This is a genomic window from Pseudomonas sp. FSL W5-0299, assembly GCF_005930655.1.
Lineage (GTDB): Bacteria > Pseudomonadota > Gammaproteobacteria > Pseudomonadales > Pseudomonadaceae > Aquipseudomonas > Aquipseudomonas mandelii.
In genome coordinates, this window is the sequence record NZ_RXHX01000005.1 from 121,164 (window position 1) to 147,125 (window position 25,962).

Genomic DNA, 25,962 nt, shown 5'->3' on the forward strand with positions numbered 1-25,962 from the left:
GGTCCGCCCTAGCAGAGTTGGATCTGTTCGAGCAGCCCAAGACGCGATGCATTGCGCTTCAGCTTTTCGATAAGTGAAGGAACACGTACTTCGGCTTCGGAAAAATACAGACGGGCCAGGGCAGGTTTGCTTCTGAGGAATTTTTCATCAGAAGTTGACGGCGCGGCGGCATCCGCGATCCATGCCCACAAATAGCCAAAAACAACGGTACCCAGCAGTTCAAGGAAGTCCGGCGCAACCAAACCCACAACGTCCCGGTTGAAAACCGTATCGACCGATAGTTGCTGAACCAATGGTTCGAACTCGGCCCCCCATGACGCCAAGGTCGTGACGACCCCTTCCAGTCCTGGACGCTGGCGCAGACGCTCGGCTAGCGCGGGGATGTGGCTGAGGAAGATCCCCAAGCGCTGTCCCTGATCGCTCAGGGTCTTGCGCCCCAGCAAGTCCAGAGACTGGATGTAGTTTGTGCCTTCATAGATCGGACAGATGGCCGCATCGCGCAGCAGCTGCTCCATGCCGGTTTCGACGATGTAACCGTGCCCACCGAACAGCTGGAGAGCGGACGAGATATGTGTACCCGCGTGCTGAGACAGGTAGCCCTTGACGATGGGGGTCAACAACTCTGCCAGCTGTGAGGCCTGCTTACGTCGCGCGTCATCCGGGTGGCAACGCGCTTCATCAAGCAGGGTGCCGACCCAGGCGCAGAGCAAGCGTGCTGGCTCAATAAACAGCCGCTGCTGAACAAGGCTCGACTTGACGCCAATATGACTTAACAGAGGGTCAGCGGGTTGATCGGGGTGCGTGGCACCATTCAGCGCGCGGCCTTGCAAGCGCTCCTGGGTGTAGCGCAGCGCGTTCTGGTAAGCGACCTCGGTCAAACCTACGGTTTGGACACCGACGGCGAGCCGTGCGCTGTTCATCAGCAGGAACATGCAGGCAAGGCCACGGTTCAATTCGCCGACGCGGTAGCCCCTGGCATTCTCGAATGCCAGGGCGCATGTGGCGTTGGCACGAATGCCATGCTTGTGCTCAAGCGCGATGACCGACACCCCGTTGGCTGAGGCAGGAACCTCCAATTGGTATTTCGGCACGACGAATAGGCTGAGGCCGCCAGTACCTGCCGGGGCCCCTTCCGTTCTGGCGAGCACCAGGTGAACGATGTTCTCGGTCAGGTCGTGATCGCCGTTCGAGATGAATATCTTGGTTCCACTCAGGAGGTAGGAGCCGTCCGACTGTGTGACTGCAGTCGTGCGAATCAAACCAAGATCGCTGCCAGCCTGAGGCTCGGTAAGGCACATGGTGCCAAGCCATTCGCCACTGGCTAGCTTGTCGGAAAACAGGGATCGAACCCGCTCATCGCCGAATCGGTCGACACAACGGAGAACACCTTCGCGCACGTTGGCGAAAATGCTGAAAGACAGGTTGGTGGAGGCGAGCATCTCGTCAAAAAAGACACCTGCCGTTCCTGGGAAACCTTGCCCCCCAATGGACAGTGGGACCGTCAGAGCAGGCCAGCCGTTCTCCTGAAACAGGCGGTAAGCTGACTTGAAGCCCTGTGGGGTTTTGACCCCACCCTGTTCAAGCCTGCAACCCTCGGCATCGCCGCTGCCGTTCAAGGGCAGCAGTTGCTCTTGGGTGAGCTCGGCACCGACCTCCAGAGTGGCCCTGAACAGGTCGGCGTCGATATGGTGGTGCTCTGGCAGCAGAGGCAACAGCTCTGAAAGTCGAAGAACCTTGTGAGCGAGGAAGTTGAACTCCTCCAGTGGTGCTTGGTACTGCAGCATCTCTTGCCCCTGCCTTATTGGTTAACGACCTTTGAACACCGGTTCGCGCTTCTGCATCATCGCCATGACGCCTTCACGCACGTCTTCGCTCTTGATCAGCGTGAACAGCAGTTCGTTGAGCTTGGAGAGCGCAGCATCGTCACCCTCGTCGCGCGCCTGGAAGGCAGACTGCAGGGTGGCCTTGATGGCCAGCGGTGCGGCTTTGGCGATGCGCTCGGCGTACTCGATGGCGCGCACCAGCTCTTGGCCGGACTCAACGACCTCTGTCAGCAGACGCATACGCAGAGCATCGTCAGCACCGAACTCTTCACCGGTCAGCATGTAGCGCATGGCATCGGTCCAGCCGGCAGCTTGGGTAAAGCGCACGGTGGAACCGCCAGATGGCGGAATGCCGCGCAGTACTTCCAGGTGAGCGAAGCGGGTGTTGCTGGCGGCGATTGCGATGTCGGCGTTGAGCACCAGCTCGATGCCCGCGGTCCAGCAGGTGCCTTGCACGGCGAGGACCACTGGTTTGGTGCGGCGCGGCTTCGAGACACCCCACGGGTCGATACCCTCGTCCGGGTACTTGAAGCCGCCCGAAGCCAGCTTCGGCGTCAGCTCCATTAGATCAAGGCCTGCCGTGAAATGGTCGCCGTGGGCGAACACGACGGCGCAGCGCATTTCATCGTTGCGCTCGAATTCACCCATGGCCAGGGCCAAGTCATTGAGCATGGCGCTGTCGAAAGCATTGCGTTTGCCGGCCCGGTCGAGGCCGATAAGGAACAGATGACCACGCTGCTCTCGAGTGACGCGACCCGGACCGCTGTTTGCTTCGCTCATGAGAGCTTCTCCTGACTTTATGAGGGGCTGCCTGGTTTTTTCCAAGCTGAAGATACTTACCGAATGTTCGGTTAGCTGAAACTAAACAAACATTCGGTAACCGTCAAATTGTTGCAGCAAGGCTTATGACGTAGAATCAGCGAGGATTATCGAGAGCAGGTTTACCCCGTGCGCCCATTGAAAGTATCCCGCGATGAACTGCTGCAGCGCTGCGCCAACACTTTTAAGCGTCTCGGCTACCACGGCACCACCATGGATGCCTTGTCGGTTGCTTGCGGGCTGACCAAGGCGTCCTTCTACCATCACTATCCCAACAAGGAGTCGCTTCTGAGGGATGTGCTGGAGTGGACCCATGGGCGCTTGAAGCAATCGCTGTTCTCCATCGCTTTCGATGAAAGCCTGACTCCTCAGGAGCGACTCACAAGCATGGGGCGCAAGGCAAAGAAACTCTTCCAGGACGACTCGATTGGATGCTTGATGGGTGTTGTGGCAGTCGATGCCGCTTATGGGAAGGTCGATCTCATGAAGCCGATTCGGCACTTCATGGATGACTGGGCCGCCGCATTCTTCAAGCTCTACAGCGTCGGGCACAGCCAGGAGGACGCGCAGAATCTGGCGCGACAGCTGGTGGCTGATTTCGAAGGGGCTATTCTGCTGGCTCGTATCTATGGCGATCCGAGATACATAGATGCGGTCACTGAGCGTGGACTGCGGCAGCTGGAGCCCGCGGGTGCTGGTGGCTAGGCCAGTTCCCGTGCAAAACTCCGTTTCACTTCCTGCCAGATAAGGTCGAGCGGTGCCGCGCTGCGCGCGGCTCGGCACAGGGCAACAGAGCCCTCGATAGAGGCAATGGCCAGCAGCGCCAGGCTACGTGAGCGAACGTCGGTCACTCCGGCCTCCTGCAGCGACCGGCCGACAATCTCCTGCCACTCACCAAAGATAGCGTTGGCTTGATCCAGTAACTGCAGCTGGATCTGAGCTTCGAGCTCCGGTTCAGGCTCGCCGCGCTGGTCGGAAGAGTACTGCTCAACCGCCACGGCCAGCACTGCACAGCCGGCTTGGAAGGCTGTCTCTTCAAGCGTTTTTCGCCACAAGGCAACGAAGAGCTCCATGCCTTTCACAGGGCCATGTTTGCTCAGCAGCTGTGCCAGCGGCTCGCTGACTTCCCGGCCGGCGTGCTCCACGGCTGCTTCGAGCAGTTGGCGCTTACCGCCAGGGAAGTGGTGGGTGATGGAGCCGCGTGGCGTGTTCGAGTGGCGCACGACCTCGCGCATGCTGGTTGCAGTCATCCCCTTGCGGCGCAGTAGATCCGCAGCGCCGACGATCATTCGGTCACGAGTGGAAGTAGTCATCTTAATAAATTATGCCATCTGTCATATTATGGTGTAGCCTCAGGCTCGACTATGCCACTTGTCATAGTCGTACATCCACCTATTCCGCTACGAGGCACCGAAAAGATGACTGCTCGTCCTAAGCTCCCCAATCCGATCGATTCTGTAGTTCTGGCATCGTTGGACACTCCCGATGGATGGCTTGAGTACCCGCTGGGCAATGATGTGATCGAGGGCAATCCGGACACTCGGATGAAGCTCTTGCGAACCGTTGGCGTGAAAACCCCGCACAAGTCCGTGGCGTTCTTCACCTCTCGTCCTGCGAAGTTTCATTGGCGCTTCGAAAACGATGAGGCTTTTGTGCTGATCGAAGGTCGTATCGCAATCACTATGGACACTGGTGAGAGGTTCGAAATGGTTGCGGGGGATGCCGTATCGATTCCGGCTGGGCACACGGGGGTCTGCGAGGTCTTCGAGTTCAGCCGGAAATTCACCGTGGTTACCAGTGGAATCGCTGATTAACGGTAGACCTATGAAGGTGACCATGTCTCTGTAGCCGCGTACGCTGGAAAAGACATCATCGACTCGGTCGGTGGGTGTTCGTAGGTTGAGGACAACACGGCACCGAGTCGATCACCCAACAGATTCCAGGCGCGTTTCTTCTCTTCGGCATAATCGTGATGCAGATAGTGTCGCCTCACCCGGGAGCCGGCAAGCACATGGTTCTGACATCGATCAATGACGTCCAGGCTGACCCCCAAGGCCTGCATCATGGTCGCGCCTGTGCGGCGTAGGTCATGCGGTGTCCAGTCGCCATTCTGGCCGTCGGCAAGCACCAGTGTATCGTCATGGCGACGTCTGGAGAGGGCTTTGCGGTTTTTGAATCGGGCCTGGCGGTCACCCACCTGCTTACTCACCACTTTCACGTCCACATGCCCATCATCCTGCTTGTTCGGAAAGCACCATTGAGTATCGCCCGTCATGGTCTTGAGTTCCTGAAAGAAGTGCAGGGCAAAGGGTGAGAGGAAAACATAATGGTCTTGTTTTTTGCGCCGGCTGCCTTTGACGTTCCCGCTCGGGATGAACCAGGTATGGTTCTCCAGATCGACATTCTTCCATTCGGCCTGAAGCAGTTCACCGATCCGGCATAACGTTCCCAAACAGATCCAAAGCGCAAGTTGGGACTCTGGTTTCAGGGGGCGAATTCCACCGTACTTCTCGCCGGCAGGTAGCGCTGCATAGTCGGTAGTCATTTTCTGAAAGCGTTGGTGTAATTCTTGAAGTTCGGTGGAGGAGAGGGTCCGAGTACGTTCCTCTTGGTAGTCACTGGGTACAAGCTTATCGATTTCGACCAAGTCTGCTGGATTTCCGTCGATCAGCAGTGTTCGCCATGGCTGTCGTTTCTGGGCCCATCCAAACATCTGAACGATATCCGAAAAAAGACTAATGGCTTGGCGAGTAGCGCCGCGAGCCATGACGGAACGCACCAGACCCCGCAGGTCATGCTCACTGACTGTACTGATGACTTTTGAGCCAACGGCGGGGTAAAGATCTTTCGCGAATTTTCTCCGTAGCTCGGCATTACCATCCTTTCGTGCCACACCATCGCGAAGCCATTCTCCCGCTAGGTCTAGCAGCGTTAGCTCCATAGATTTTTGCTGATCGGCTTCTGCGAGTTGTGCAGCCAGCTCCGCTTTCAGTCTGACCTTCCCTGCGCGCTTGTTCTCATTAGGATTGATCCCTTTTGCTACAAGGTCTCGTGCTTCGTTGCGCTCCTTGCGGATTTCGGTCAACGACTTGTTTGGCCAGGTACCACACGAGAAGCGGGTGTAAATCCTTTCCCAGCGAAACTGGAAGTAAAAGGGGATGGCGATACCTTTTTTGCGGAGTGAAACCCTGCCCGCGAGGCTGCCTTCGTCGCGTATGATGATGCCGACATCCTGCTCGGTCAGTGCTTCCAATTCCTTGGCAGTGAGCTTGGCCATAATCAACCTCCTGATAAGTTTACTCCCACATTTACTCCCACTAATTCGTCAGCTAAGGGTAGATCAGGATAGAGGTCGTTGGAAGAGTGAAGCGCTCAAAGGCCTTGTTTTACTGGGTTTGAGGATTCTATAGGGGCGCAGCGCGAACCAGGGATGCATAATGCATAACTGAATGGGGTGCTAGGGGTCGAGTGTTCGAATCACTCCGTCCCGACCATATAAATCAAGGGGTTGCGAGATTTTATTTCGCGACCCCTTTTTATTTTTAGGCGTTTTTACCCCTACAAAACGACTGGCTCTCGGTGGAATCCTCACCACTTGTGTCCGAATTGAGGCCAGCTTTGGCAATTTCTCACGGTGTTTTTGGCGCATGGAGCTCCACGTGATCAGGCATACCTGCTTGCAGTTGTTCCTCTGAAGTGGGCATGGACCACTGCATATTAAGTATTCACATCCGTTCCTAACCTGACTGCCTCGCTCATCTCGGTTTATGACCTTTGATCCTTCGATATTTGCTCACCTGTTGAGCACAGTACCTCCACCACACCATTCAAAAACTTGTCTGCAATTGGGGACACCAGGCAGCGTCGATTTTTTCGTTACGTGAAGGGTGCGGGTTCCTCCCTGCTTGCCCGGTGACTCCGCATTTAGCGGAATTCCCGGCCTTCATTGAAAAACTTTCCCTCGCCTGAATAGGTAAGCACTTGCTGAAAGCCTCACATGGACGTTCGCTTACGGCTGAGCAGGTCGCCGCAGGCTCGATGAAGCCGCAGGACTGCGGCATTCATCGGTACTGGCGGCGGAATTAATCAAGGCACTGGCGATTCTGTGGGGGGGCGGTATCGAACCTGACCTTGGTCTTTGCAATGCCGCTGCTTACCTGGGCCTGTTCGTTCCAGTGCTGGTTGGCTGGCTTTGGTTACGCCAGGCGTTAGTTGCAGGGCGGAGGCAAGGCACGATGGCGGGACATCAAACTTTTAATTTCGTTCTGATAATAGAATTAAATACTGTATAAAGAATAATGCAGGATAAATTGCCAGCCTAGTCACGCCCTATAAAAACAAAAACGGTAACCAACATGTCATTTCTGAAAGGCTTCTCAATCGGCGCCAAGCTCCTCGTGCTGCCCGGGTTATTTGTGCTCGCTCTACTGGTTGTCTCGGGTCTGGCCTACCGCGGGCTGGCTAAGCAACAAGCGGTAATCGAGGAAATCGACCAGTTGCGTTTCCAGCAGTATCGGCAAGTGTTAGAAACCTCGGCCGCCTCGCAGGCGGCGATGGTCGGCGCATATGCCACAGGCGCGCGCATCCTTGAATCCAGTGGGCAAGCTTCCGCGGAAGACCTTGAGTCATATCTTGAAGATATGCAGGCCAGTGTTGACGACATGCGTGCCGGGCTGGACAAGGTGGCCCGTGAAACTCGCCTGGGCGAAGAGGAGAGAGCGCTCTATCAAGCGGTGCAGGAGCAGGCCGCAGTGGTCGGCGAGGGGCTTGCCGAATTCAAGCGCACTGCTTTGAGTGACCAGATACAGGCTGCCTCGCTGCTGGGTCGGGTGCGTGCCGACAACAATGGCCTGCAAGGTCAATTCAACCGGCTGTTGGGCCTACAAGCCGAGCTGACCTCTGGCGCCTTCGCTGAGGCGGGCGCAACACAACAGCAGGTCTCACGGATGCTCGTCGCGGTGCTGCTGGGTGGCAGCTTACTGGCTGTGTTAGTCAGTCTTTTGTTGCGTGCGCAAATCATCCGGCCCATTCGGGAAATCGAGAGGGCGTCGATCGAGTTGCGCGATGGCGACCTGACCCGACGCGTGCGGGTCATGGGTCGAGACGAGATTGCCCACACGGCTCAGGCATTCAACGAACTCATTGATAGCTTCCAGCAGGCAATGCGCAAGGTAGCCGGAGTCGCGGCATCGGTCGGCGCCTCGGCAGAGGAGCTGGTGGGCGCTTCGGCGCGTGTGGCGCAAAGCTCTACGGCGCAGGCCGGTGCGGTGGGCGCGGTGTCGATGACCATCGAGCAGATGAGCGACGGGATTGCGGCAATCTCCAGTCATGCTGAAAGCCTGCGCAGCTGCACCGAAGCCAGTTTGCGCGGTGCGCAGGATGGACACTTGGCCTTGTCGCGACTGCTCGAGAAAATCGACAGCGTGCGCCATGCATTCTCCGCCATCCGTGGCTCGGTGGGCGATTTTGTCGAAAGCACTACTGCGATCACCGCCAGCATCGGTCAGGTCAAGGACCTTTCCGCGCAGACCAGCATGCTGGCGCTCAATGCGGCGATCGAGGCGGCACGGGCTGGCGAGAGTGGACGCGGCTTCAGCGTGGTGGCGGACGAAGTGCGTAATCTGGCACAACGCTCTGCGCTGGCAGCCAACTCGATCAACCAGTTGACGGTAAAGCTCGAGAGCCAGTCCGAGGTGGTCGACGAAGCCCTGCGCGCCGGCACGGTGGCATTGGACGACAGCGGCCGACTGCTGAGTGAGTTGGAAAGTACCCTGCAACAGGCAGCGGAACTGGTCGGCGACTCCACGCGTGGGGTGGACCGGATTGCCGATGCGGTGAGCGTGCAGAACGAGGGTGGGCGGGGCATCGTTGCCAACGTCGAGCACATCGCACGCATGGCCGGCGAGGGCGATGCGATCACTCATCAGGTGTCCGGAGCTGTGGTGTCTTTGCGCGAACTGTCCGATGAGCTGAATGTAGCAGTGGGACGTTTTCGCTACGAGGCCTGATTTGCTTGAGACTTCGGTGTCCTGAATATCAGCAGCAGGGGTATGACGCCAATGGATAACCACATCAGCAGCTTGAAGTCATCCAGGTAGGCCACCCAGCTGGCCTGCACAGTGATCATGCCATCCAGCGCCGCACGCCCGCCGGCGGTTAATGGATTGAGTTGGTTGTTTACAGGCCAGGCATCGAACAGGCGGTTGAACGGCGTAACGTATGCGCCGATTTCGGCATGATTGATCTGAGTGTTTTGAGCCAGCAGCACCGTAACGATCGAGATGCCAACGCTTGAGCCGACATTGCGTGACAGGTTGTACAGACCAGTGGCTTCGCCACGCAAATGCGGCGCTAGGGTGGTAAAGGCGATGGTGGTCAGTGGGACGAACAACAGACCCAGGCTCGCGCCCTGAATAAAGCCGACGTACACGATGGTGTTGATGGACACTGCCGGCGTCCAGCCGGTCATCATGTACATCGACCAGGCGGACAGCAACAAACCGCAAAACAGTATCCAGCGAATATCCACTTTGCCGATGATCTTCCCGGCAAGGAACATGCTAAGCATGGTCCCCAGTCCGCGTGGCCCCATGACCATGCCGGCGGTGAGCACCGGGTAACCCATCAGGGTTTGCAGGTAGGGTGTCATCAGCGCCAATGACGCTAAATAGGTAATGCCGATGATGAAGATAAACACGACCGCCACCGAGTAATTGCGGTCCTTGAACAGTTTCAGACTGATAAAGGGCTTGTCGTGGGTGAAGGTGTGGACGATGAAAATGTACGAAGCGATGGCGGCCACCAGCGCCTCCAGGATGATTTCTCCTGAATCGAACCAGCCCAGCTGTTCACCGCGGTCGAGGAACAATTGAATCGACAGGATCGCCACGCTGAGCGAGCCAAAGCCTAGCCAGTCCAAGCGGGCGGTTCTGTCGGCCGGGGTTTCCTGAATGAAGCGCATCATGCCGACAAAGGCCAGCAATCCGATAGGCAAGTTGATGAAGAACACCCAGCGCCAGCTGAGGTGTTCTGTTAGCCAGCCGCCGATCATCGGACCCAGCACCGGACCAACCATCACCGACACGCCGAACAAGGCCACTGCCGAGCCACGGTCTTTCTGCGGGTAAATATCCAGCAGAATGCCTTGCGATAACGGCACCAATGCTGCCCCTGCCAGCCCTTGCAGCAAACGGAACAGGATGATTTCTTCCAGGGACCGGGCAATGCCACAGAGCACCGACGCCAATACAAAACCGAAGATCGACCACAGCAATACGCGCTTGCGACCGAAGCGTCGGGCAAGGAATGCCGAGGGCGGCGTCATGATGGCGGTGGCGACGATGTAGGAAGTCAGTACCCAGTTAATCTGGTCGGCACTGGCCGACACACTGCCCTGCATATAGGGTAGGGCGACGTTGGCGATGGTGGTGTCCAAGGCTTGCATGACCACTGCCAGCACCACACACAGCGTAATCAGTACTCGTAGCGGCGAAGGTGGCAGCGGCCCAGTTACTTCACTCATGATGGCGGGCGAGCAGGTTGGCCAGCGGTTTCGGCAGACCACGGGCGGTTCCGGTATCGATCTCTACCAAGGCACTCATGCCGTGGCGCAGCGCGGGTTTGCCTACGGCATCGTCGATACGGATCCTCACCGGAATACGCTGCACAACCTTCACCCAATTGCCCGTGGTGTTCTGTGCCGGCAGTAGCGAAAAGCTGGAGCTGGAAGCCGGGCTGATGCTTTCCACGGTGCCGTGCCAGGTCACGCCGGGATAAGTGTCTACCTCAATGGTTGCGTCCTGGCCGACGTGAGCGTTGGTCAGCTCGGTTTCTTTCGGCGAGGCAGCCACCCATAGGTGTTCGCTGGACACCAGGCTAAAGCCTGATTGTGGGGGTTGCAGGTAGGCGCCCACTTGCAACGAGTCCACGTTGGTCACCACGCCGTCGAACGGGGCGGTCACCACCGAGTTACGCAGGTTGCGTTCGGCTTCATTGAGCGCTGCTTGTGCTTGTAGGTAGGAGGGATGTTGCTCGAGAGGCCTGTCCAGCCGTCCTCCCAGTTGGGCTAATGCCGCAGCAGCCTGGGACTTGGCTACCAAAACCTGCTGGCGGGTATTGTCGAGGTCCTGATGGGCGTCGTCGTAGATTGTCTTGGAGACGGCGGCAACGCTGACCAGTTTTTCCAGCCGTTGGAAATTGGTCTGGTAGTAGGGCAGCCTGGCTTCAGCCTGGGCGATTTCGGCCAGTGACTGGTTGTAGCTGGCCTTGAGGTAAAGGATCTGGTTGCGCGCGCCTTCCAGTTGCGCGCTGGCACTGGCCAAGGCGATTTCAAAGGGTTCTGGCTTCAAGCGAAATAACACTTGGCCCTTGCTCACGACTTGGTTGTCACTGACCTCAATGGCCGCCACGATCCCGGCCACATCGGTCGAAACGCCCACCCGTTCGGCCTGAACGTAGGCGTTGTCGGTACTGACCACTTGGCCACCCAACACATACCAGGCGCCACAGGCCACGACGACAATCGGCGCCAGCAAAAACAGGCCGACGCGCCAGCGTTGCCGTGGAGCGCCGGAGGATTCTGGCCCATGACGATCAAGGGTGGGAGCTTCAGGCGCCTGCGCGTCAGGTTTCGCCAGTCGGTCGAGTGGACGGGCTTCTGCCTGCACCGCATGACGCTGCAATGTGGACTCAGCCATGCGTCACCTCGTCTGCCCCGCAGTCAGTGAGCTCATCCACCGGCTGGCTGCAAGCCGTCAGCAAGTGTTCACGCATGCGTTCGAGGTACTGCAGCAATTGATCGTGCTCCTGAACGGAAAAGTCGGCCATGGTTTCCACTCGAGTCTGCTCGCCAATGGTGCGCATGAATTGCAGCAGCGGATGGGCATCCGGAGTGAGAAATAACAAGGAAAAACGGCGATCGGTGGGGTGGTTGCGACGTTCGATCAGACCGCGCTCCTGCATTTTGTCCAGCAAGCGCACCAGCGTGACCGACTCGATTTCAAGCAAGTCGGCCAGACCCTTCTGGTGAATGCCTTCATGCGTGGACAGTTTGGCCAGAACTTGCCATTGAGAGCGCGTGAGACCGGCTGCGCGGGCCCATTGTTCGAAGCGTTTACGCATCAAACGAGCAACATCATGGAGGACAAAGCCGAGGGTGGATTGGGTCATCGTCAGCGCACCTGAAGTAAATGAGCATGCTCATGGTGATCAGGCTTATAGGTTTTCTGCTGATCCTTTTCAAGGAAAAAATGGGCATTAAAGTTAAAAATGTTCATATTTATCGATTTATTTGGCTGATAATCCATTTTGTTGAGCAGTGTTCGGAGTATTTCTGGGTTTTAGATAGGGTTTTATGATTGTGAACATAAATCATTAAAATGTTTATTTATGGTTGCCCTCACAGCATTGTGCCGCTACCGTTAGCGTTGATTGCATTGCAAACAAAAGCCCAAAAACACAACAACAATGAGGCAAACCGATGACGACCCCTGGCTGGTGGGCCATGGCGCTTTCCGAGGCTGTGAATGATCAAAAGCCATTGGCGGTGGCCTTTGGTGGCGAGGAACTGGTCCTGTTTCGCAACGCAGCCGGGCAGGCTTTTGCTCTGGAAGACCGTTGTCCACATCGGCGGGTGCCGTTGGCTCTGGGACGAGTTGTCGAGTCTGGTTTGCAATGTGGTTACCACGGCTGGACCTTCGATGGTGCCAGTGGCGGTTGTACAAAAATTCCCAACCTTAATGATGATGAGCGCGTACCGCCACGCTACGCCGTGCGGGCCTTTCAGGTGAGCGAAGCCAATGGCTTCGTCCATGTGTGGTTGGGTGAGGGCGCATCGCAAGGGGAGCTCCCCAGCAGCGATTACCGGCCAAGCGGTCGCGAATTTACCGGTTCCACCGTCGTCAACATGAGTCACGACCAGTATCTGGCGGCGATGCTCGACGGCCCGGAATGCTTGCTCGGCTTTACCCATGTGCGCCTCACCGATTTCTTCCTTGGCGATCTACGCAGAGAGCAGGGCCGCGTGGTTCTGGAGCGCGGTGCGGTATGGTCCACACAATTTCTGCCATCGCAGTTTGTGGTGGACTACCCCTTGATTGTGCGCACCGCAGTACCCCTGAGCGGCGGCAGTATTCGGGTGGATTTGCTCAACGAAGAAGAAATGCCGCTCGTTACCCTGATGATCGCAACCGGGGCCAACCGCCGTGGCACCACCAGCCTGTGCTGGCGAGGATTCGTGACTGAGCACGTGCCGGCCAAGGCACCGTTGCGTTGGCGTATTGCCCGTGCATTCAGCAGGTCGCCGTTCCGGGTGAACCACCTGATTGACGGCGTAGCCGTCGCGGCCCTGCTGCAAGCCCCATCCCGCGACCTGCGTGCCTTGCGCCGACCGCATCTGATTCCCGCAAGCGCGATCGTCTGAGCACAGGAGAACTCACCATGCATACCGTGCCTTCCTCTACCGATACTCCGTCGCGCAAAGTGCGGGGTGACTGGACACCGATCAACTATGACCTGCGTGACACCTGGTTTCCGGTCTCCCATAGTCGCGACCTCAGTGCCCAGCCAATCCGTCGAATCATTCATGCCCAACCCTATTACCTGTGGCGGGAAAACGGGCAGCCGAGAGCAGCTGAATTCCATCCCTATCGTCTGCGTGAAAATACGTGCGTGCTGACGGCATTCACTGGCGGCAGCGGGTTTTATCCGCTGGTCGAGCGTTACGGCTACATTTGGGTCTGGTACGGCAACCCGGATGCCGCCGATACATTGCTGCTGCCGCATATCCCGTTCCTGCCGCAAGACGGCAGTCTTCCTGGCTACACCCAGCGCACCGTGCGATTCGATGCGACCTCTGCGCTCTCTGTAGAAAACCTGATTGACCTGACCCACGCCGATTTCCTGCATGCCAATACCATCGGCGACGGCATCAGCGAGTCGGACGAGGTCGAGGTGCAATGGACCTCTGAAACGGTGACCCGCACCCGTACAGTCGCACAAAAATCAGTGGCGCCGATCATGCGTTGGGTCGGCGGGGTGCGCGCCAAATACCAGGATTTTCGCGCGGTGCTGCACATCCATTTGCGCAGTAATGTGTGCATCTCCTACCCGCGATTTCGTCCCGGTTATGACGTTCCTAACTTGCAACCGTTCTTGCCGGTGGGCAAGCATCGCTCGCGCTGTGACGTCACGTTCAATACCACCGCTGCACCGTCACCGTTTCGCTACGTGATGCCGCGCATCAACTACATCATCCAGCCCCAGGACAACTCGGTGGTGCGTCCGCAGAATCAGCGCTATTTCGAGACCGATGAGCGACGTGACCTGCATTCGCGTTTCGATACGCCAGGTACTCGTTATCGCTACCAGATGGAACAACTGGTCGAACGCCAGCGCGCCGGTCAGTTCGCCTACGGCAGCGATGCTGAACCCGGACGCGATATCAGCACGTTGTTGGGCATGAAAGACTGACCCCATCACGCAAGGAGTACGGCTATGGATCTGGGCATTGGCGGGCGCATGGCGGTGGTATGCGCGTCTTCACGAGGGCTTGGCAAAGCCTGTGCGCTGGCATTGGCGCAGGAGGGTTGCGAGATACTGATCAACGGCCGCAATGCCGAGACCCTGGCGCAAACCGCGCAGGACATTTTTCTCGGCACTGGCCGGCTGCCCCGCACGGTGGTGGCGGATCTGTCCACCTCTGCCGGGCGGGCGACATTGTTGGCCGCGTGCCCGGTAGTCGACATTCTGGTGACCAACAATGGCGGCCCTGCGCCGGGTCGTCTGGAGGATTGGGATCACACCGCCTGGCTGGCTGCCATTGAGGCCAATATGCTCTCGGGTATCCTGCTGATTCAGGCTGTGGTCAGCGGTATGCGTGCGCGAGGTTTCGGCCGTATCGTCAATATCACCTCGGCGATGGTCAAATCGCCACGCTTGCCCTTGGGTTTGTCCACGGCTGCACGTGCCGGGCTGACCGCTTTTTGCAAAGCCCTGTCGGTCGAAGTGGTACGGGACAATGTGACGATCAACAATCTGCTGCCGGAGCGCATTGAGACGGACCGTCTGCGCTTTATGACCGAGCAGCTGGCGGAACTTCGCCAGCTCAGTTTTGAGCAAGCACGGGTGGAAATGCTCAAGCCGATAGCGGCGCGACGATTTGGCCAGCCGAGCGAATTGGCAGCCGCCTGCGCGTTTCTCTGTTCGGCGCAGGCTGGCTATATCTCCGGGCAAAATCTGCAGATCGACGGCGGCAGTTATGCCGGATTGATTTAGCCGCCCCGGCGTTCCTTCCAGTTGGCGGGCGGCACTTCGCTGGCGTCGAAATCCAACTCCACTTCAACTCCATTGGGGTCCTGCATGAACAGCTGCCACGTGCGCTCGGCACCGGGAGCACGGATCACCTTGAATCGCACGCCGTACTCATCCAGGTGCGTCCACATCTTCTGCAAGCCCCGGACACGAAACGCCATATGGTCGAGCACGCCACGTCGCGGCTCCGGCATTTGTGATACGCCTACCACATGCAGAACTGGTTGTTCCTGGGTGTACAGCCAGAACCCGGGAACCGGGAAGGGCGGGCGTGGCCCGTCGACCAGACCCAGTACCTCAACATAGAAATCCCGTGTCGCCTCCAGTTGGTTGGTGACGATGGTGAAGTGGTCCATGCGCAGGATCATATCGAGCCCCTCGATCGGCGTATTCTGGTTATCTGAACGTATTTTTATTTATTGTTTATATTCAGGCTTATGATTCTATATTCGGAATACTAATCTATCTATGGAATATTATTGGGGCGGCGTAGGGTGACGCGATGGGATGCGTTCTGCAGCTTTGCTGCAGAACGCTATGAACACAACAAGACACTCGAAGGTGCTGCATGAACCAGGCAATCCTCGAAGGTATTCGCGTCATCAGCCTGTGTTCCGGCATTGCCGGGTCTGCTGCCGGCTTGCAACTGTGCGAAGCGGGCGCCGAAGTGGTGATGGTTGAACCACCCAGCAACCCTGCCAGAGATCAACAGGCACTCTTTGCGGTGCTTAACCGAGGCAAGCGCAGTGTCATCCTTAGCCTTGATAACGCCGAAGATCGCCAGCAGTTGCAACTGCTGCTAGCCAGCGCCGATGTGCTGCTGCATGACTTCACCCCCGCGGTAGCGGAGGCCCATGGTCTGGCAGACGCGCAGCTCACTGCAGACTTTCCTCGATTGGTGATCTCGGCGATCAGCGGCTGGCCGCAACGGCATGCACTGGCGAATGCCATCCCCCGCGAGACGTTGATCCTGGCGCGCCTGGGACTGTTGGACGAGCAGCCGGCGCATCGCCCCGGCCCGGTATTCGTGCGCATGCCCTTTGCCAATTGGCTGGCCAACTGGTTGTGTGTAGTCGGGGTGATGGCGCGGTTATTGGCGCGTGACCGTGATGGCTGCGGCGGCATCGCTCATACGAGTCTGGCGCAGGCGGCGTTGGTGCCAATGACCATGCATTGGAACCGCGCACAAACACCGACCTCGGCCTTTGCGAAAGGTCTGAATAAACACATTCCAATTCCATTGCACCAGTGCGCCGATGGTCGCTGGCTGCATGTGCATTACTCCCCGGACAAATCACCGTGGATGGCTGCGGCCCTCAGTGAGTTGGGTGAAGCCGAAGTGGCGCGCCTGAATGCGCTGTGGCCACCCAGTCATGTGGCACCCAACTTCGGCGCCAACAAGGCCGTCATCGCCACACGACCAGCACAGGACTGGGTCGAGCATTTCTGGCAGCACGATGTGGCCGCACAAATGGCCGCTCCCTTTGGCGATATTTACTTCGACGAGCAAGCCCGCCTGAATGGCTACGTGGTTGAAGTCGACGACGTGCAGTTGGGAAAGACCCTGCAACCAGGCCCGGCCTGGCAGGTGCAGCCACCCGCGCGAGTGGGCGGTAGCGCGCCACTGGCGGGTGAAGGGAACGCCGGATTTTCAAGCGCTGACGCCACGACACCGACACAACGGCCCGGATTCGCGCCAGCGTCTTTGCCGCCGCTTCACGGATTAAAAGTGTTGGACCTGGGCGCCTACCTGGCCGGGCCGTTTGCTTGCATGCTTCTGGCGGACCTCGGCGCCGAAGTCATTAAAGTCGAAGCGCCCAAAGGCGATGCCATGCGCCGCCTGGAGCGGATTTTCAGCGGCACCCAGCGTGGCAAGTTGGGGGTAGCGCTGCAGTTGGGCGATCAGCAAACCGAGCCCGCCGTAGAAGCGTTGGCCCGTTGGGCCGATGTTGTTCACCACAACATGCGGCTGCCGGCCGCACGCAAACTCAAGGTCGACTACGAGAGCCTCAAAGTGCTCAACCCGCAGCTGGTGTATTGCCATGTCAGTGCCTACGGACCGACCGGACCGCGCGCGGATTGGCCGGGTTTTGACCAATTGATGCAGGCTTCCTGCGGCTGGGAGAGGGAGCAGGGCGGAGAGGGGCAGGCGCCGATGTGGCTGCGTTTTGGCGTGGGCGATTTCTTTGCCGGTTTATCCTCGCTCTATGCCTTGCTGCTGGGATTGTACGAGCGCAACCGCAGTGGCGTCGGGCAAATGGTCAGCTCGTCATTGTTGGGCGCTACGTTGCTATCGATGAGCGAAGCGGTGGTGCTTGAAGACGGCAGCCTGACCCCAATCGAACATATGGATGCGCAACAGACTGGTGTGAGTGACGCACACCGTTTGTATCTATGTAGCGATGCCTGGCTGGTGGTGGCAGCGCTGCAACCGGATGAGGTCCAGCGTTTCAAGGCGCTCATGGGCGATCAGCCCGAAACCTGGTTTGCAGGTCTTACCCGGCAAGCGGCGCTCGCAGCATTGGCTGAAGTGCAAGTTCCTGCGCAGGCCGTCCTGGAGGCGCAGATGGATGCCTTTCTCGACAGCCCCGAACACGCCGCCGCGGGTCTGCACGCGCATTACTCACATGCTGTTTACGGCGATTTGCAACAGATCGGCGCGTTCTGGGATTTCGGCAACTTGCCGTTATCGCTGCAGCGCCCACCGCCCGCCCTCGGCCAACATACCCGGCAAGTTCTGGAAGGCCTCGGCTTTACCGGCAGCGAGCTCGAACGATTGGCCTCGGCTGGCCTGGTGGCGCTGTAACGGTGGGCCTATTGCCCGGCAGCATTTTTCGACAAGCACAAGGAATACCCATGTACGAGTTGGATTTCAGCGGTAAAACCGTGCTGGTAGTCGGCGGGTCCAGTGGCATCGGCAATGGCATTGCGCAGAACTTTCGCCAGCGCGGTGCCGAAGTGCATGTCTGGGGTACGCGTGCCTCGGCGGCGGCCTATCACGACTCACCCGACTCTAACCTTGAAGGCTTGCATTACGCGCAGGTCGACGTCGCGGATGCAGCGTTGATCGAAGCGGTCTGTGTGCCATTCACCCGTCTGGATGTGTTGGTGCAAGCGCAAGGCACGGTGCTCTACGACCGTCAGGAATTCCTCGCTGAGGGCTTCAAGCGCGTGCTCGACATCAACCTCACCAGCCTGATGGTCTGCGCGCAGAAATTTCACCCGCTGCTGATGGAAGCCAAGGGTTCGATGATCACGGTCAGTTCGGCAGCAGCGTTCCATTCTACCCGTGGCAACCCTGCCTACAACGCCTCGAAAACCGGCGCTTTCGGGCTGACTCGCACCTTGGCCGAAGCCTGGGCTCGTGATGGTATCCGGGTGAATGGCATTGCCCCGGGGCTGGTGGAAACCAAGCTGACACGGGTGACCACCAGCAACCCGAAGCGCCTGGAAGGTGCGCTGCGCGCCATTCCTCAAGGGCGCCTCGGCACGCCTCAGGACATGGCTAATGTGGCTCTGTTTCTCGCCTCGCCGCTGGCCAGCTATGTGCTCGGCCAAACCCTATTGGTCGACGGCGGCATGCTGCTGGCCTGATCGCTATTTGCTAGGAGAAACACCATGGCCTGGGACTTTCAGACCGACCCCGAGATTCAAGTGGAACTGGATTGGATCGAGCAGTTCGTGCGTGAGGAAGTCGAGCCTCTCGACCACGTGTTGGGCAGCCCGTGGAATATCCACGACCCGCTGTTCAAGCAACTGGTCAAACCGTTGCAAGCGCAGGTGAAGGCGCGCAACTTGTGGGCTTGTCACCTGGGCCCGGAACTGGGCGGGGCAGGGTATGGCCAGGTGCGCCTTGCGTTGATCAATGAAATTCTCGGCCGCTCGCTGTTCGGACCGATTGTGTTTGGTTGTCAGGCACCGGACTCCGGTAACGGTGAAATCCTCGCCCATTACGGCACGCCGGCGCAGAAGCAGCGCTACCTGCAACCCTTGCTCGACGGCGATATCGTGTCCTGCTTCGCCATGACCGAACCCCAAGGCGGCGCAGACCCTGCGGTGTTCACCACCGAAGCGGTGCGTGAGGGTGATGACTGGCTGCTGAGCGGCGAAAAATGGTTTGCCTCCAATGCCCGCTACGCCGCGTTCTATATCGTGATGGCGGTCACCGATAAAAACGTGTCGGTGTATGAAGGCATGTCGATGTTTATTGTTGCCGCCGATGCTCCGGGGGTGAGCATTATCCGCAACGTCGGTATCGCCGATGACCCGGCCGCAACCCATGCCTACCTGTCGTTCGACAAGGTGCGAGTGCCTGCTGGCGACATGCTCGGCGCGCCCGGTCAGGCGTTTGTCGTGGCCCAGGTACGACTGGGTGGCGGCCGCGTGCACCATGCGATGCGGGTGATTGGCCAAGCGCAGAAAGCCCTGGATGCACTCTGTGAACGATCCCTGTCGCGTAGTACCCAGGGCAGCCGCCTGGCGGACAAGCAGATGGTCCAGGAAAAAATTGCCGACTCGTGGATCGAGCTCGAACAATTTCGTTTGCTGGTCATGCGCACGGCATGGCGCATCGACCAGTATCAGGACTACAAACGGGTACGCAAAGACATCGCTGCGGTGAAAGCCGCCATGCCCAAGGTGCTGCATGACATCGCCGCGCGCGCCCTGCATGTACATGGCTCGTTAGGGGTAAGCGAAGAAATGCCGTTTACCGGGTACATCGTCCGCTCCTTCCAGATGGGGCTGGCCGACGGGCCCACCGAAGTGCACAAAATCACGGTCGCCAAACAACTGCTACGCGATTATCAACCCTGCGACGAACTGTTCCCCGATTACCACCGGCCCACCGCGGCGGCCCGAGCCCGGGAAAAATACGCCGATGCATTGGCCAGTCTGGGCGAGTACGACGCATGAACGACTGGCAGGATCTGGTCGAACTCGAGCGCCTGGCTCTATGGATGGACTCAAAGGGTCTGGAAAGTGGCTCCATCGAGGCCCCACTGCGATTAACCGGAGGCACTCAGAATCTGTTGCTGCGCTTTCGGCGTGGCACGCGCGAATTCGTATTGCGTCGGCCTTCCAGGGAGTTGCGCGAAGTCGGCAGTAAAACCATTGCCCGTGAAGCACGGTTGCTCAAAGCGTTGGCCGGATCGCCGGTGCCCCATGCCGGCCTGATAGCCGACTGCGCCGACCAAGACGTTCTGGGCGCCAGTTTCTATTTGATGGAACCAGTACAGGGCTTCAATCCCAACTGCGCGGCAGGTTTGCCGACGCCGCACGCGCAGCAGCCAGCAATGCGCCGACGTATGGGGCTGGCCATGGTGGACGCGTTATTGCGTCTGGGAGAAATCGACTATCAGGCGGTGGGCCTGGGGGATTTTGGGCGGCCCGAAGGTTTTCATCAACGCCAGGTCTCACGTTGGCTGGCGCAACTGGACAGCGTCAAAGACTACCCCGGTTGGCCGGGCGCGAGCGGTCTGCCGGGACTTGCCCGGTTGGCCAACTGGTTGAGCGAGCATTACCCGACGCAGTTCCAGACCGGTATCCAGCATGGTGACTTTCACTTGTCCAACGTCATGTTTCGCCACGACAGCGCGGAACTGGCCGCAGTTGTCGATTGGGAGCTGGCGACCATCGGCGATCCGTTGCTCGACCTTGCCTGGCTGGTAGTCACCTGGCCCGGTGCTGATGGTCGTGGTGCCGGCACCATTGAAGTTCGCCCCTGGGAAGGCTTTTGCAGCAGCGACGAACTGGTCGCCCATTACCGCGCCGGCAGCTCGCGCTCGTTGGCGGACTTCACCTGGTACCTGGTGTTGGCCGGCTTCAAGCTCGGCATCTTTCTCGAAGTCAGTTACGCCCGTGCGTGTGCGGGCAAAGCCTCGATGGTCTCGGGTGAAAAACACCACGCCTCAGCGTTGCGTCTGTTCGCTACGGCGTTGCAGCGCATCGATCAAACAGTCTGATATCAGAGGAACAGCCCATGCAACTGGCCGGTAAACGCATCATCGTCACGGGGGGCGCCAGGGGTATTGGCGCGGCAGTGGTCAAAGCATTTGTGGAGGAGGGAGCCTATGTCGTCAGCCTCGACCTGGGCGAAGCCGCCTCGATGACGGGGGACGGTGGCGGGTGGGCGCATACACGAGTCTGCGATATCGCTGACAGCCAATCCGTGGACGCCGCTTTCGCCTGGGCCAACGAACGGCTCAATGGTCTGGATGTGCTGGTACATGCTGCGGGTATCGCGCCGAATGCCAGTGCCGACAGCATCACGCTGGACGAGTGGGAAAAAGTCTTTGCGGTGAATACCCGTGGCACATTCCTGACCAACCGCGCGGCCTATGAGCTGCTGAAGGGCAGCGGTGGGCGGATCATCAACTTCGCCTCTGCGGCAGGCGTCATCGGACAGCCCGGCAAAGCCCATTACGCGGCCAGCAAGGGAGCCGTGCTGGCGTGGACGCGCACGGTGGCGCGGGAGTGGGGCCCATTGGGCATTACCGTCAACGCTATCGCCCCGGCGATGTGGACGCCGATGTACGAGGCGACTCGCGCGAGCATGAGCGCCGAACAACTGCAGCAGCACGATGCGTACATGGCAGGGCAAGTGCCCATCGGCGGACAACTGGGTGAACCGGCCCGGGATCTGGCGCCAGTGCTGGTATTTCTTGCCGGAGAAGGTTCTCGATTTGTCACCGGGCAGACGCTGATGATTGACGGCGGGATGCTGATGCTCAGTTGAGTTGAAGGTGGGGCGCCTGGCGCCTCGCCTAGCGGCTGCGGATCAGCTGCAAAAATTCCTGACGGGTGTTGTACGACTCGCGGAAGGCGCCAAGCATCACTGAAGTACTCATCACCGAGTTCTGCTTCTCCACACCGCGCATCATCATGCACATGTGTTTTGCCTCGATCACTACCGCCACTCCGGCGGCATCGGTCACTTGGGAAATCGCGTCGGCAATCTGCCGTGTCAGGTTTTCCTGAATCTGCAAACGGCGAGCGAACATATCGACAATGCGGGCCACTTTCGACAGCCCCAGCACCTTGCCGGTGGGAATATAGGCGACATGGGCCTTGCCAATAAACGGCAGGAGGTGGTGTTCGCAGAGTGAGTACAGTTCGATGTCACGGACGATGACCATCTCATCGTTGTCCGATTCAAACAGTGCGCCGTTGACGATTTCTTCCAGCGTTTGCCGGTAGCCATGGCAGAGGTAATGCATGGCCTTGGCCGCGCGTTCTGGCGTATCCAGCAAGCCTTCTCGCTGCGGATCTTCGCCCACTGCCTGGAGAATTTCCCGGTAGTTTTTAGCCAGTTCTTCGTTCATTGCTCGACCTTATTGTTTTAGCCAACTCCCGGGCTCACTGCATGCCGCCCGGGTTGCTGCTTACAGTTGAGTCACGGCGATTTTGCCGGTGACCTGGCTGGCATCGTGAAACGTGGCACTCGGACCATTACGCCATTGCCCAAGCAACTGCGCCTGGCGCTGTTCGGCGTGGCCGAGGAAACGCTCTTTCACCGGACCATAACCGCGAACGCTGTCTGGCAGCTCCGCCAACTCCTGAGCCAGGCTCAGCTTGTCGGCAGTCAAGCCAGTGAGTACTTCATCGAGGACGCTTTCGTAACTGGCCAGCCAGTTGCGCTCCACTTTGCGCTCGTGGGTGCGGCCGAACGGATCGAGCCAGGTGTTGCGCAGAAACTTGAGCCTGGCCAGCAGCTTGAAGCCTTGCAGCATCCACGGGCCGAAGCTGCGCTTTTTCGGCTCACGGCCGCTGCCGTTATCATTCAGCAACGGTGGCGCCAGGTGGAAGCGCAGGCGGTAGTCGCCCTCGAAGCCCGCCTGGATTTTTTCCAGGAATTGGCCATCGGTGAACAGGCGTGCCACTTCGTATTCATCCTTGATCGCCAGCACTTTAAAGTAGTAACGGGCGACGCTTGCCGACAGCTTGCCCGGTTGCCCGAGCAGCGCCGTTTCCGCCTTCATGAATTGCTCGACCCGTTGTCGGTAACGTTGGGCATAGGCCTTGTTCTGGTACGCCGTGAGAAATTCCATGCGTCGTTCCAGTGTTTCTTCAAGGCTCTGCGACAACAGGCGGTCTGCGTTCTGTACTTTGCCTGCTTCCAGTTTGCGCAAGACCCGTGGCAAGTCTTCGGCACTGCGCCGGCCCCAGGCAAAGGCTGCGAGATTGAAGGGCACCGCAGTGCCATTCAGTTCGATAGCCTGCAGCAGCGCGGCTTCGCCCACCGGCAACCAGCCTTTCTGGTAGGCGTAGCCGAGCATGAAGGTGTTGGTGGCAATCGAATCGCCCATCAATGCCGTGGCGATTTTGCTCGCGTCGACAAAGTCCGCCTGGGCATGGCCAACCGCTTCGGCGATTTGTGCCGACATGTTGTGGGTGTGGAATTTCGGGTCCGGGTGCTTCAGCAAATCTCCGCTTTCCGCCTGTTGGGCGAAGGTCCGCACGAATGCGCTGGTGATGGTTTCTTCGCTGTTGATCAGGGCATGGGTAACGCCTTGACGTAGCTTGGACAAAGTTTCGGTGTTGGCACTGACCACCAGGTCGCAGCCTAACAGCAGCGCCGCTTCACCTTCGGCAATCCGGGGAGCGAACAATTGATCCTGGTGCGCGGCAATGCGGATGTGCGACCACACCGCGCCGCCTTTTTGCGCCATGCCGGCCATGTCCAGATTGAGCGTGCCTTTGCCTTCGATAAACGCTGCCATTCCTAGCAAGGCGCCGATGGTCACCACGCCGGTGCCACCCACGCCGGTCACCAGAATGCTGTAGGGCTCATCCAGCGTAACGGTTGATGGCGTGGGCAATGCCCATACTTCATCCGCTTTGGCTGCCAGCGCTTTGGGTTTGCGCAACGAGCCCCCTTCGACCGTGACGAAACTCGGGCAAAAGCCGTTAAGGCAGGTGAAATCTTTGTTGCACGAGGACTGGTCGATTTCCCGTTTGCGGCCGAACTCGGTTTCCACCGCCACCACCGACATGCAGTTGGATTTGCTGCTGCAATCTCCACAGCCTTCACACACCGCTTCGTTGATCACGACCCGGCGTGCCGGGTCCGGGAACTTGCCGCGCTTGCGACGCCGACGTTTTTCCGCAGCGCAGGTCTGGTCATAGATGATTGCGGATACGCCTTGGAACTGGCGCAGCTGTTCCTGCACTTCGTCCATCTGGTCGCGACGCAGCACCGGCACGCCGTCTGCCAGTTCATGGATGTGCTGATATTTCTCGACATCTTCGCTGACCACCACCACACGCTGCACGCCTTCGGCAACGAGTTGCCGGCTGATTTGCGCCACGCTGAGGCTGCCGTCCACCGGTTGGCCGCCGGTCATGGCCACGGCGTCGTTGTAGAGAATCTTGTAGGTGATCTGCACCTTGGCCGCGATGGCAGCCCGAATCGCGAGAATGCCGGAGTGGAAATAGGTTCCGTCACCGAGGTTGGCGAACACATGTTGAGTAGTGGTGAACGGTGCCTGGCCGATCCACGCCACGCCTTCGCCGCCCATCTGACTGAAAGTCTGGGTTTGCGGGTAGATCCAGGCGGCCATGTAATGGCAGCCAATGCCCGCCAGTGCGCGACTGCCCTGCGGGACTTTGGTCGATGTATTATGCGGGCAACCGGAACAGTAGTGGGGCACGCGTTCCATCAGGTTACTGAATTGGTCTTTGCTAGCCAGTTGCGCATCCAGCACGGCCAGGCGCACTTGCAGCGGGCCACTTTGATGCAGACGCAGAATACGCTTGGCCAGCGCACGGGCGATCATCGCCGGGGTCAGGTCGTTGATGGCTGGTAGCAACCAACCCGTGTGCGGCAGGCTCCACTCACCCTTGTCGTCAAACTTGCCGACGATGCGCGGGCGTACGTCCTCGCGCCAGTTGTAGAGTTCTTCTTTCAACTGGTATTCGATCATGTGGCGTTTTTCTTCCACCACCACGATTTCTTCCAGGCCCTCGGCAAACTGCCGGACGCCTTCAGCCTCCAGCGGCCAAACCATGCCGACCTTGTAGACCCGCAGGCCAATCTGCTGGGCGAGTGTTTCGTCGATGCCGAGGATTTTCAGTGCCTGGCAAACGTCGAGGTACGATTTGCCTGACGTGATGATGCCGATGCGCGCTTTCGCTGAGTCCATCACGACACGGTCGAGGCGGTTGGCCCGGGCATAGGCGAGGGCAGCATATAGCTTGTGTTCCAGCAGGCGCTGTTCCTGTGCCAGGGGCGGGTCTGGCCAACGGATATTCAAGCCACCTTCGGGCAGCGGGATATCGGGAATGATCGGTTGTACGCGATGAATGTCGATGTCGACGACGGCCGCGCTCTCTACGGTGTCGGCCACCGCTTTGAGGGCGACCCAGCAGCCGGAATAGCGCGACATGGCCCAGCCATGCATGCCGTAGTCGAGGTATTCCTGCACCCCCGATGGCGCCAGCACCGGCATCATCACCGCTTTGAAAATGTGCTCGGTCTGGTGCGGTAGTGAGGAGGAGCGCGCGCCATGGTCATCTCCGGCAATGGCCAGCACACCGCCAAATTGCGAGGTGCCGGCGGCGTTGGCGTGGCGGAACACATCGCCGCAGCGGTCGACGCCCGGCCCCTTGCCGTACCACATGCCAAACACGCCATCGTAGGTGGCGCCTTCGAAGAGATTGACCTGTTGCGTACCCCAGATTGAGGTAGCAGCGAGGTCTTCGTTCATGCCTGGATGGAACACCGTGTGGTGTTCCTTGAGGTAGTCGCGCGCCTTCCACAATGCCTGGTCGAAACCACCCAGCGGCGAGCCACGGTACCCGGAAATAAACCCGGCGGTGTTCAGACCATTGGCCAGATCGCGTTGGCGCTGCATCAGTGGCAGACGCACCAGCGCCTGAATGCCGGTGAGCAAGACTTTTCCAGTGTGCTGGACGTATTTGTCATCCAGAGATGGGGGCGCACTCATGTTCATCCTCCAGGCTTTATTGTCATGGCGGCGCCAGGAGAGCGGCGTTGCCTAGTTATTGGCTG

22 protein-coding genes are annotated in these 25,962 nt (G+C 58.9%); 12 read left to right on the plus strand and 10 right to left on the minus strand.

Features of this window, described 5'->3' with window-relative positions; translation table 11 throughout:
- Positions 1-8 precede the first annotated feature (8 nt).
- Together FHL16_RS09220 and FHL16_RS09225 are read right to left on the minus strand one after the other, a co-directional pair.
- The gene (locus tag FHL16_RS09220; RefSeq protein ID WP_050587209.1) at positions 9-1,784 is read right to left on the minus strand and encodes an acyl-CoA dehydrogenase family protein; all 1,776 of its coding nucleotides are present in this window, start codon (positions 1,782-1,784) and stop codon (positions 9-11) included.
- 21 nt (positions 1,785-1,805) lie between these two features.
- A complete protein-coding gene (locus tag FHL16_RS09225) occupies positions 1,806-2,603 on the minus strand; it encodes a crotonase/enoyl-CoA hydratase family protein (protein ID WP_032902051.1) in 798 nt (265 codons plus the stop codon).
- A gap of 168 nt (positions 2,604-2,771) precedes the next feature.
- Here FHL16_RS09225 and FHL16_RS09230 point away from each other — a divergent pair, with 168 nt between their 5' ends.
- Positions 2,772-3,347, plus strand: a complete 576-nt coding sequence (locus FHL16_RS09230; protein WP_032902049.1) for a TetR/AcrR family transcriptional regulator — start codon at positions 2,772-2,774, stop codon at positions 3,345-3,347.
- On the opposite strand, the gene FHL16_RS09235 is transcribed toward FHL16_RS09230, so the two are convergent.
- On the minus strand, positions 3,344-3,931 hold the full coding sequence (locus FHL16_RS09235) for a TetR/AcrR family transcriptional regulator (RefSeq protein WP_077748055.1): 588 nt from the start codon (positions 3,929-3,931) through the stop codon (positions 3,344-3,346). The two genes, FHL16_RS09230 and FHL16_RS09235, sit on opposite strands and share 4 nt — an antisense overlap.
- Before the next feature lie 129 nt (positions 3,932-4,060).
- On the opposite strand from FHL16_RS09235, the gene FHL16_RS09240 reads away from it, so the two are divergent.
- Positions 4,061-4,456, plus strand: coding sequence for a cupin domain-containing protein (locus FHL16_RS09240; protein WP_050587208.1), 396 nt, complete (start codon positions 4,061-4,063; stop codon positions 4,454-4,456).
- An 8-nt stretch (positions 4,457-4,464) separates the two neighbouring features.
- Here FHL16_RS09240 and FHL16_RS09245 read toward each other — a convergent pair whose 3' ends face one another.
- Positions 4,465-5,919, minus strand: coding sequence for a tyrosine-type recombinase/integrase (locus tag FHL16_RS09245; RefSeq protein ID WP_032902046.1), 1,455 nt, complete (start codon positions 5,917-5,919; stop codon positions 4,465-4,467).
- Between the two features lie 808 nt (positions 5,920-6,727).
- On the opposite strand from FHL16_RS09245, the gene FHL16_RS09250 reads away from it, so the two are divergent.
- Entirely contained in the window at positions 6,728-6,934 is a 207-nt protein-coding gene (locus FHL16_RS09250) for an acyl-CoA dehydrogenase C-terminal domain-containing protein (RefSeq protein ID WP_256577983.1), read from the plus strand.
- Positions 6,935-6,997: 63 nt separating this feature from the next.
- Positions 6,998-8,650, plus strand: coding sequence for a methyl-accepting chemotaxis protein (locus FHL16_RS09255; RefSeq protein ID WP_077748057.1), 1,653 nt, complete (start codon positions 6,998-7,000; stop codon positions 8,648-8,650).
- Here FHL16_RS09255 and FHL16_RS09260 read toward each other — a convergent pair.
- From FHL16_RS09260 to FHL16_RS09270, 3 genes are read right to left on the minus strand one after another with little or no spacing between them, the layout of a single operon-like run.
- On the minus strand, positions 8,638-10,164 hold the full coding sequence (locus tag FHL16_RS09260) for a DHA2 family efflux MFS transporter permease subunit (RefSeq protein ID WP_060765614.1): 1,527 nt from the start codon (positions 10,162-10,164) through the stop codon (positions 8,638-8,640). The two genes, FHL16_RS09255 and FHL16_RS09260, sit on opposite strands and share 13 nt — an antisense overlap.
- On the minus strand, positions 10,157-11,338 hold the full coding sequence (locus FHL16_RS09265) for an HlyD family secretion protein (protein WP_077748058.1): 1,182 nt from the start codon (positions 11,336-11,338) through the stop codon (positions 10,157-10,159). The genes FHL16_RS09260 and FHL16_RS09265 overlap by 8 nt, the downstream gene beginning before the upstream one ends.
- Positions 11,331-11,810: a MarR family winged helix-turn-helix transcriptional regulator gene (locus tag FHL16_RS09270; RefSeq protein ID WP_077748059.1), complete on the minus strand. Its 480-nt coding sequence runs from the start codon at positions 11,808-11,810 to the stop codon at positions 11,331-11,333. The genes FHL16_RS09265 and FHL16_RS09270 overlap by 8 nt, the downstream gene beginning before the upstream one ends.
- 310 nt (positions 11,811-12,120) lie before the next feature.
- On the opposite strand from FHL16_RS09270, the gene FHL16_RS09275 reads away from it, so the two are divergent.
- The 3 genes from FHL16_RS09275 to FHL16_RS09285 are packed head-to-tail and all read left to right on the plus strand — an operon-like array spanning position 12,121 to position 14,915.
- Positions 12,121-13,062 (plus strand): Rieske 2Fe-2S domain-containing protein, encoded by a 942-nt coding sequence (locus tag FHL16_RS09275; RefSeq protein WP_077748060.1) that lies wholly within the window; start codon positions 12,121-12,123, stop codon positions 13,060-13,062.
- Between the two features lie 17 nt (positions 13,063-13,079).
- Complete coding sequence (locus FHL16_RS09280; protein ID WP_077748061.1) at positions 13,080-14,111, plus strand: aromatic ring-hydroxylating dioxygenase subunit alpha; 1,032 nt, start codon at positions 13,080-13,082, stop codon at positions 14,109-14,111.
- Positions 14,112-14,135: 24 nt separating this feature from the next.
- Positions 14,136-14,915, plus strand: a complete 780-nt coding sequence (locus FHL16_RS09285) for an SDR family oxidoreductase (RefSeq protein WP_077748062.1) — start codon at positions 14,136-14,138, stop codon at positions 14,913-14,915.
- Here the strand turns inward: FHL16_RS09285 and FHL16_RS09290 are convergent.
- Entirely contained in the window at positions 14,912-15,319 is a 408-nt protein-coding gene (locus tag FHL16_RS09290; protein WP_077748063.1) for a VOC family protein, read from the minus strand. The two genes, FHL16_RS09285 and FHL16_RS09290, sit on opposite strands and share 4 nt — an antisense overlap.
- A gap of 200 nt (positions 15,320-15,519) precedes the next feature.
- On the opposite strand from FHL16_RS09290, the gene FHL16_RS09295 reads away from it, so the two are divergent.
- Genes FHL16_RS09295 through FHL16_RS09315 form a run of 5 tightly spaced genes read left to right on the plus strand, consistent with a single transcriptional unit; the run spans position 15,520 to position 21,687 of the window.
- Entirely contained in the window at positions 15,520-17,757 is a 2,238-nt protein-coding gene (locus tag FHL16_RS09295) for a CoA transferase (protein ID WP_077748064.1), read from the plus strand.
- Between the two features lie 50 nt (positions 17,758-17,807).
- Positions 17,808-18,545, plus strand: coding sequence for an SDR family NAD(P)-dependent oxidoreductase (locus FHL16_RS09300; RefSeq protein WP_020300842.1), 738 nt, complete (start codon positions 17,808-17,810; stop codon positions 18,543-18,545).
- A gap of 24 nt (positions 18,546-18,569) precedes the next feature.
- Positions 18,570-19,865: an acyl-CoA dehydrogenase family protein gene (locus FHL16_RS09305; protein WP_020300841.1), complete on the plus strand. Its 1,296-nt coding sequence runs from the start codon at positions 18,570-18,572 to the stop codon at positions 19,863-19,865.
- Complete coding sequence (locus FHL16_RS09310; RefSeq protein ID WP_020300840.1) at positions 19,862-20,914, plus strand: phosphotransferase family protein; 1,053 nt, start codon at positions 19,862-19,864, stop codon at positions 20,912-20,914. Before FHL16_RS09305 ends, FHL16_RS09310 begins: the two co-directional genes overlap by 4 nt.
- A gap of 17 nt (positions 20,915-20,931) precedes the next feature.
- On the plus strand, positions 20,932-21,687 hold the full coding sequence (locus FHL16_RS09315) for an SDR family NAD(P)-dependent oxidoreductase (protein ID WP_077748065.1): 756 nt from the start codon (positions 20,932-20,934) through the stop codon (positions 21,685-21,687).
- A 28-nt stretch (positions 21,688-21,715) separates the two neighbouring features.
- Here the strand turns inward: FHL16_RS09315 and folE are convergent, their stop codons facing one another.
- On the minus strand, positions 21,716-22,273 hold the full coding sequence (gene folE / locus FHL16_RS09320) for a GTP cyclohydrolase I FolE (RefSeq protein WP_077748066.1): 558 nt from the start codon (positions 22,271-22,273) through the stop codon (positions 21,716-21,718).
- Between the two features lie 60 nt (positions 22,274-22,333).
- Positions 22,334-25,897 carry an indolepyruvate ferredoxin oxidoreductase family protein gene (locus FHL16_RS09325; protein WP_077748067.1) on the minus strand — a complete coding sequence of 1,188 codons (3,564 nt, stop codon included), beginning with the start codon at positions 25,895-25,897 and terminating at the stop codon, positions 22,334-22,336.
- Between the last annotated feature and the right edge of the window lie 65 nt (positions 25,898-25,962).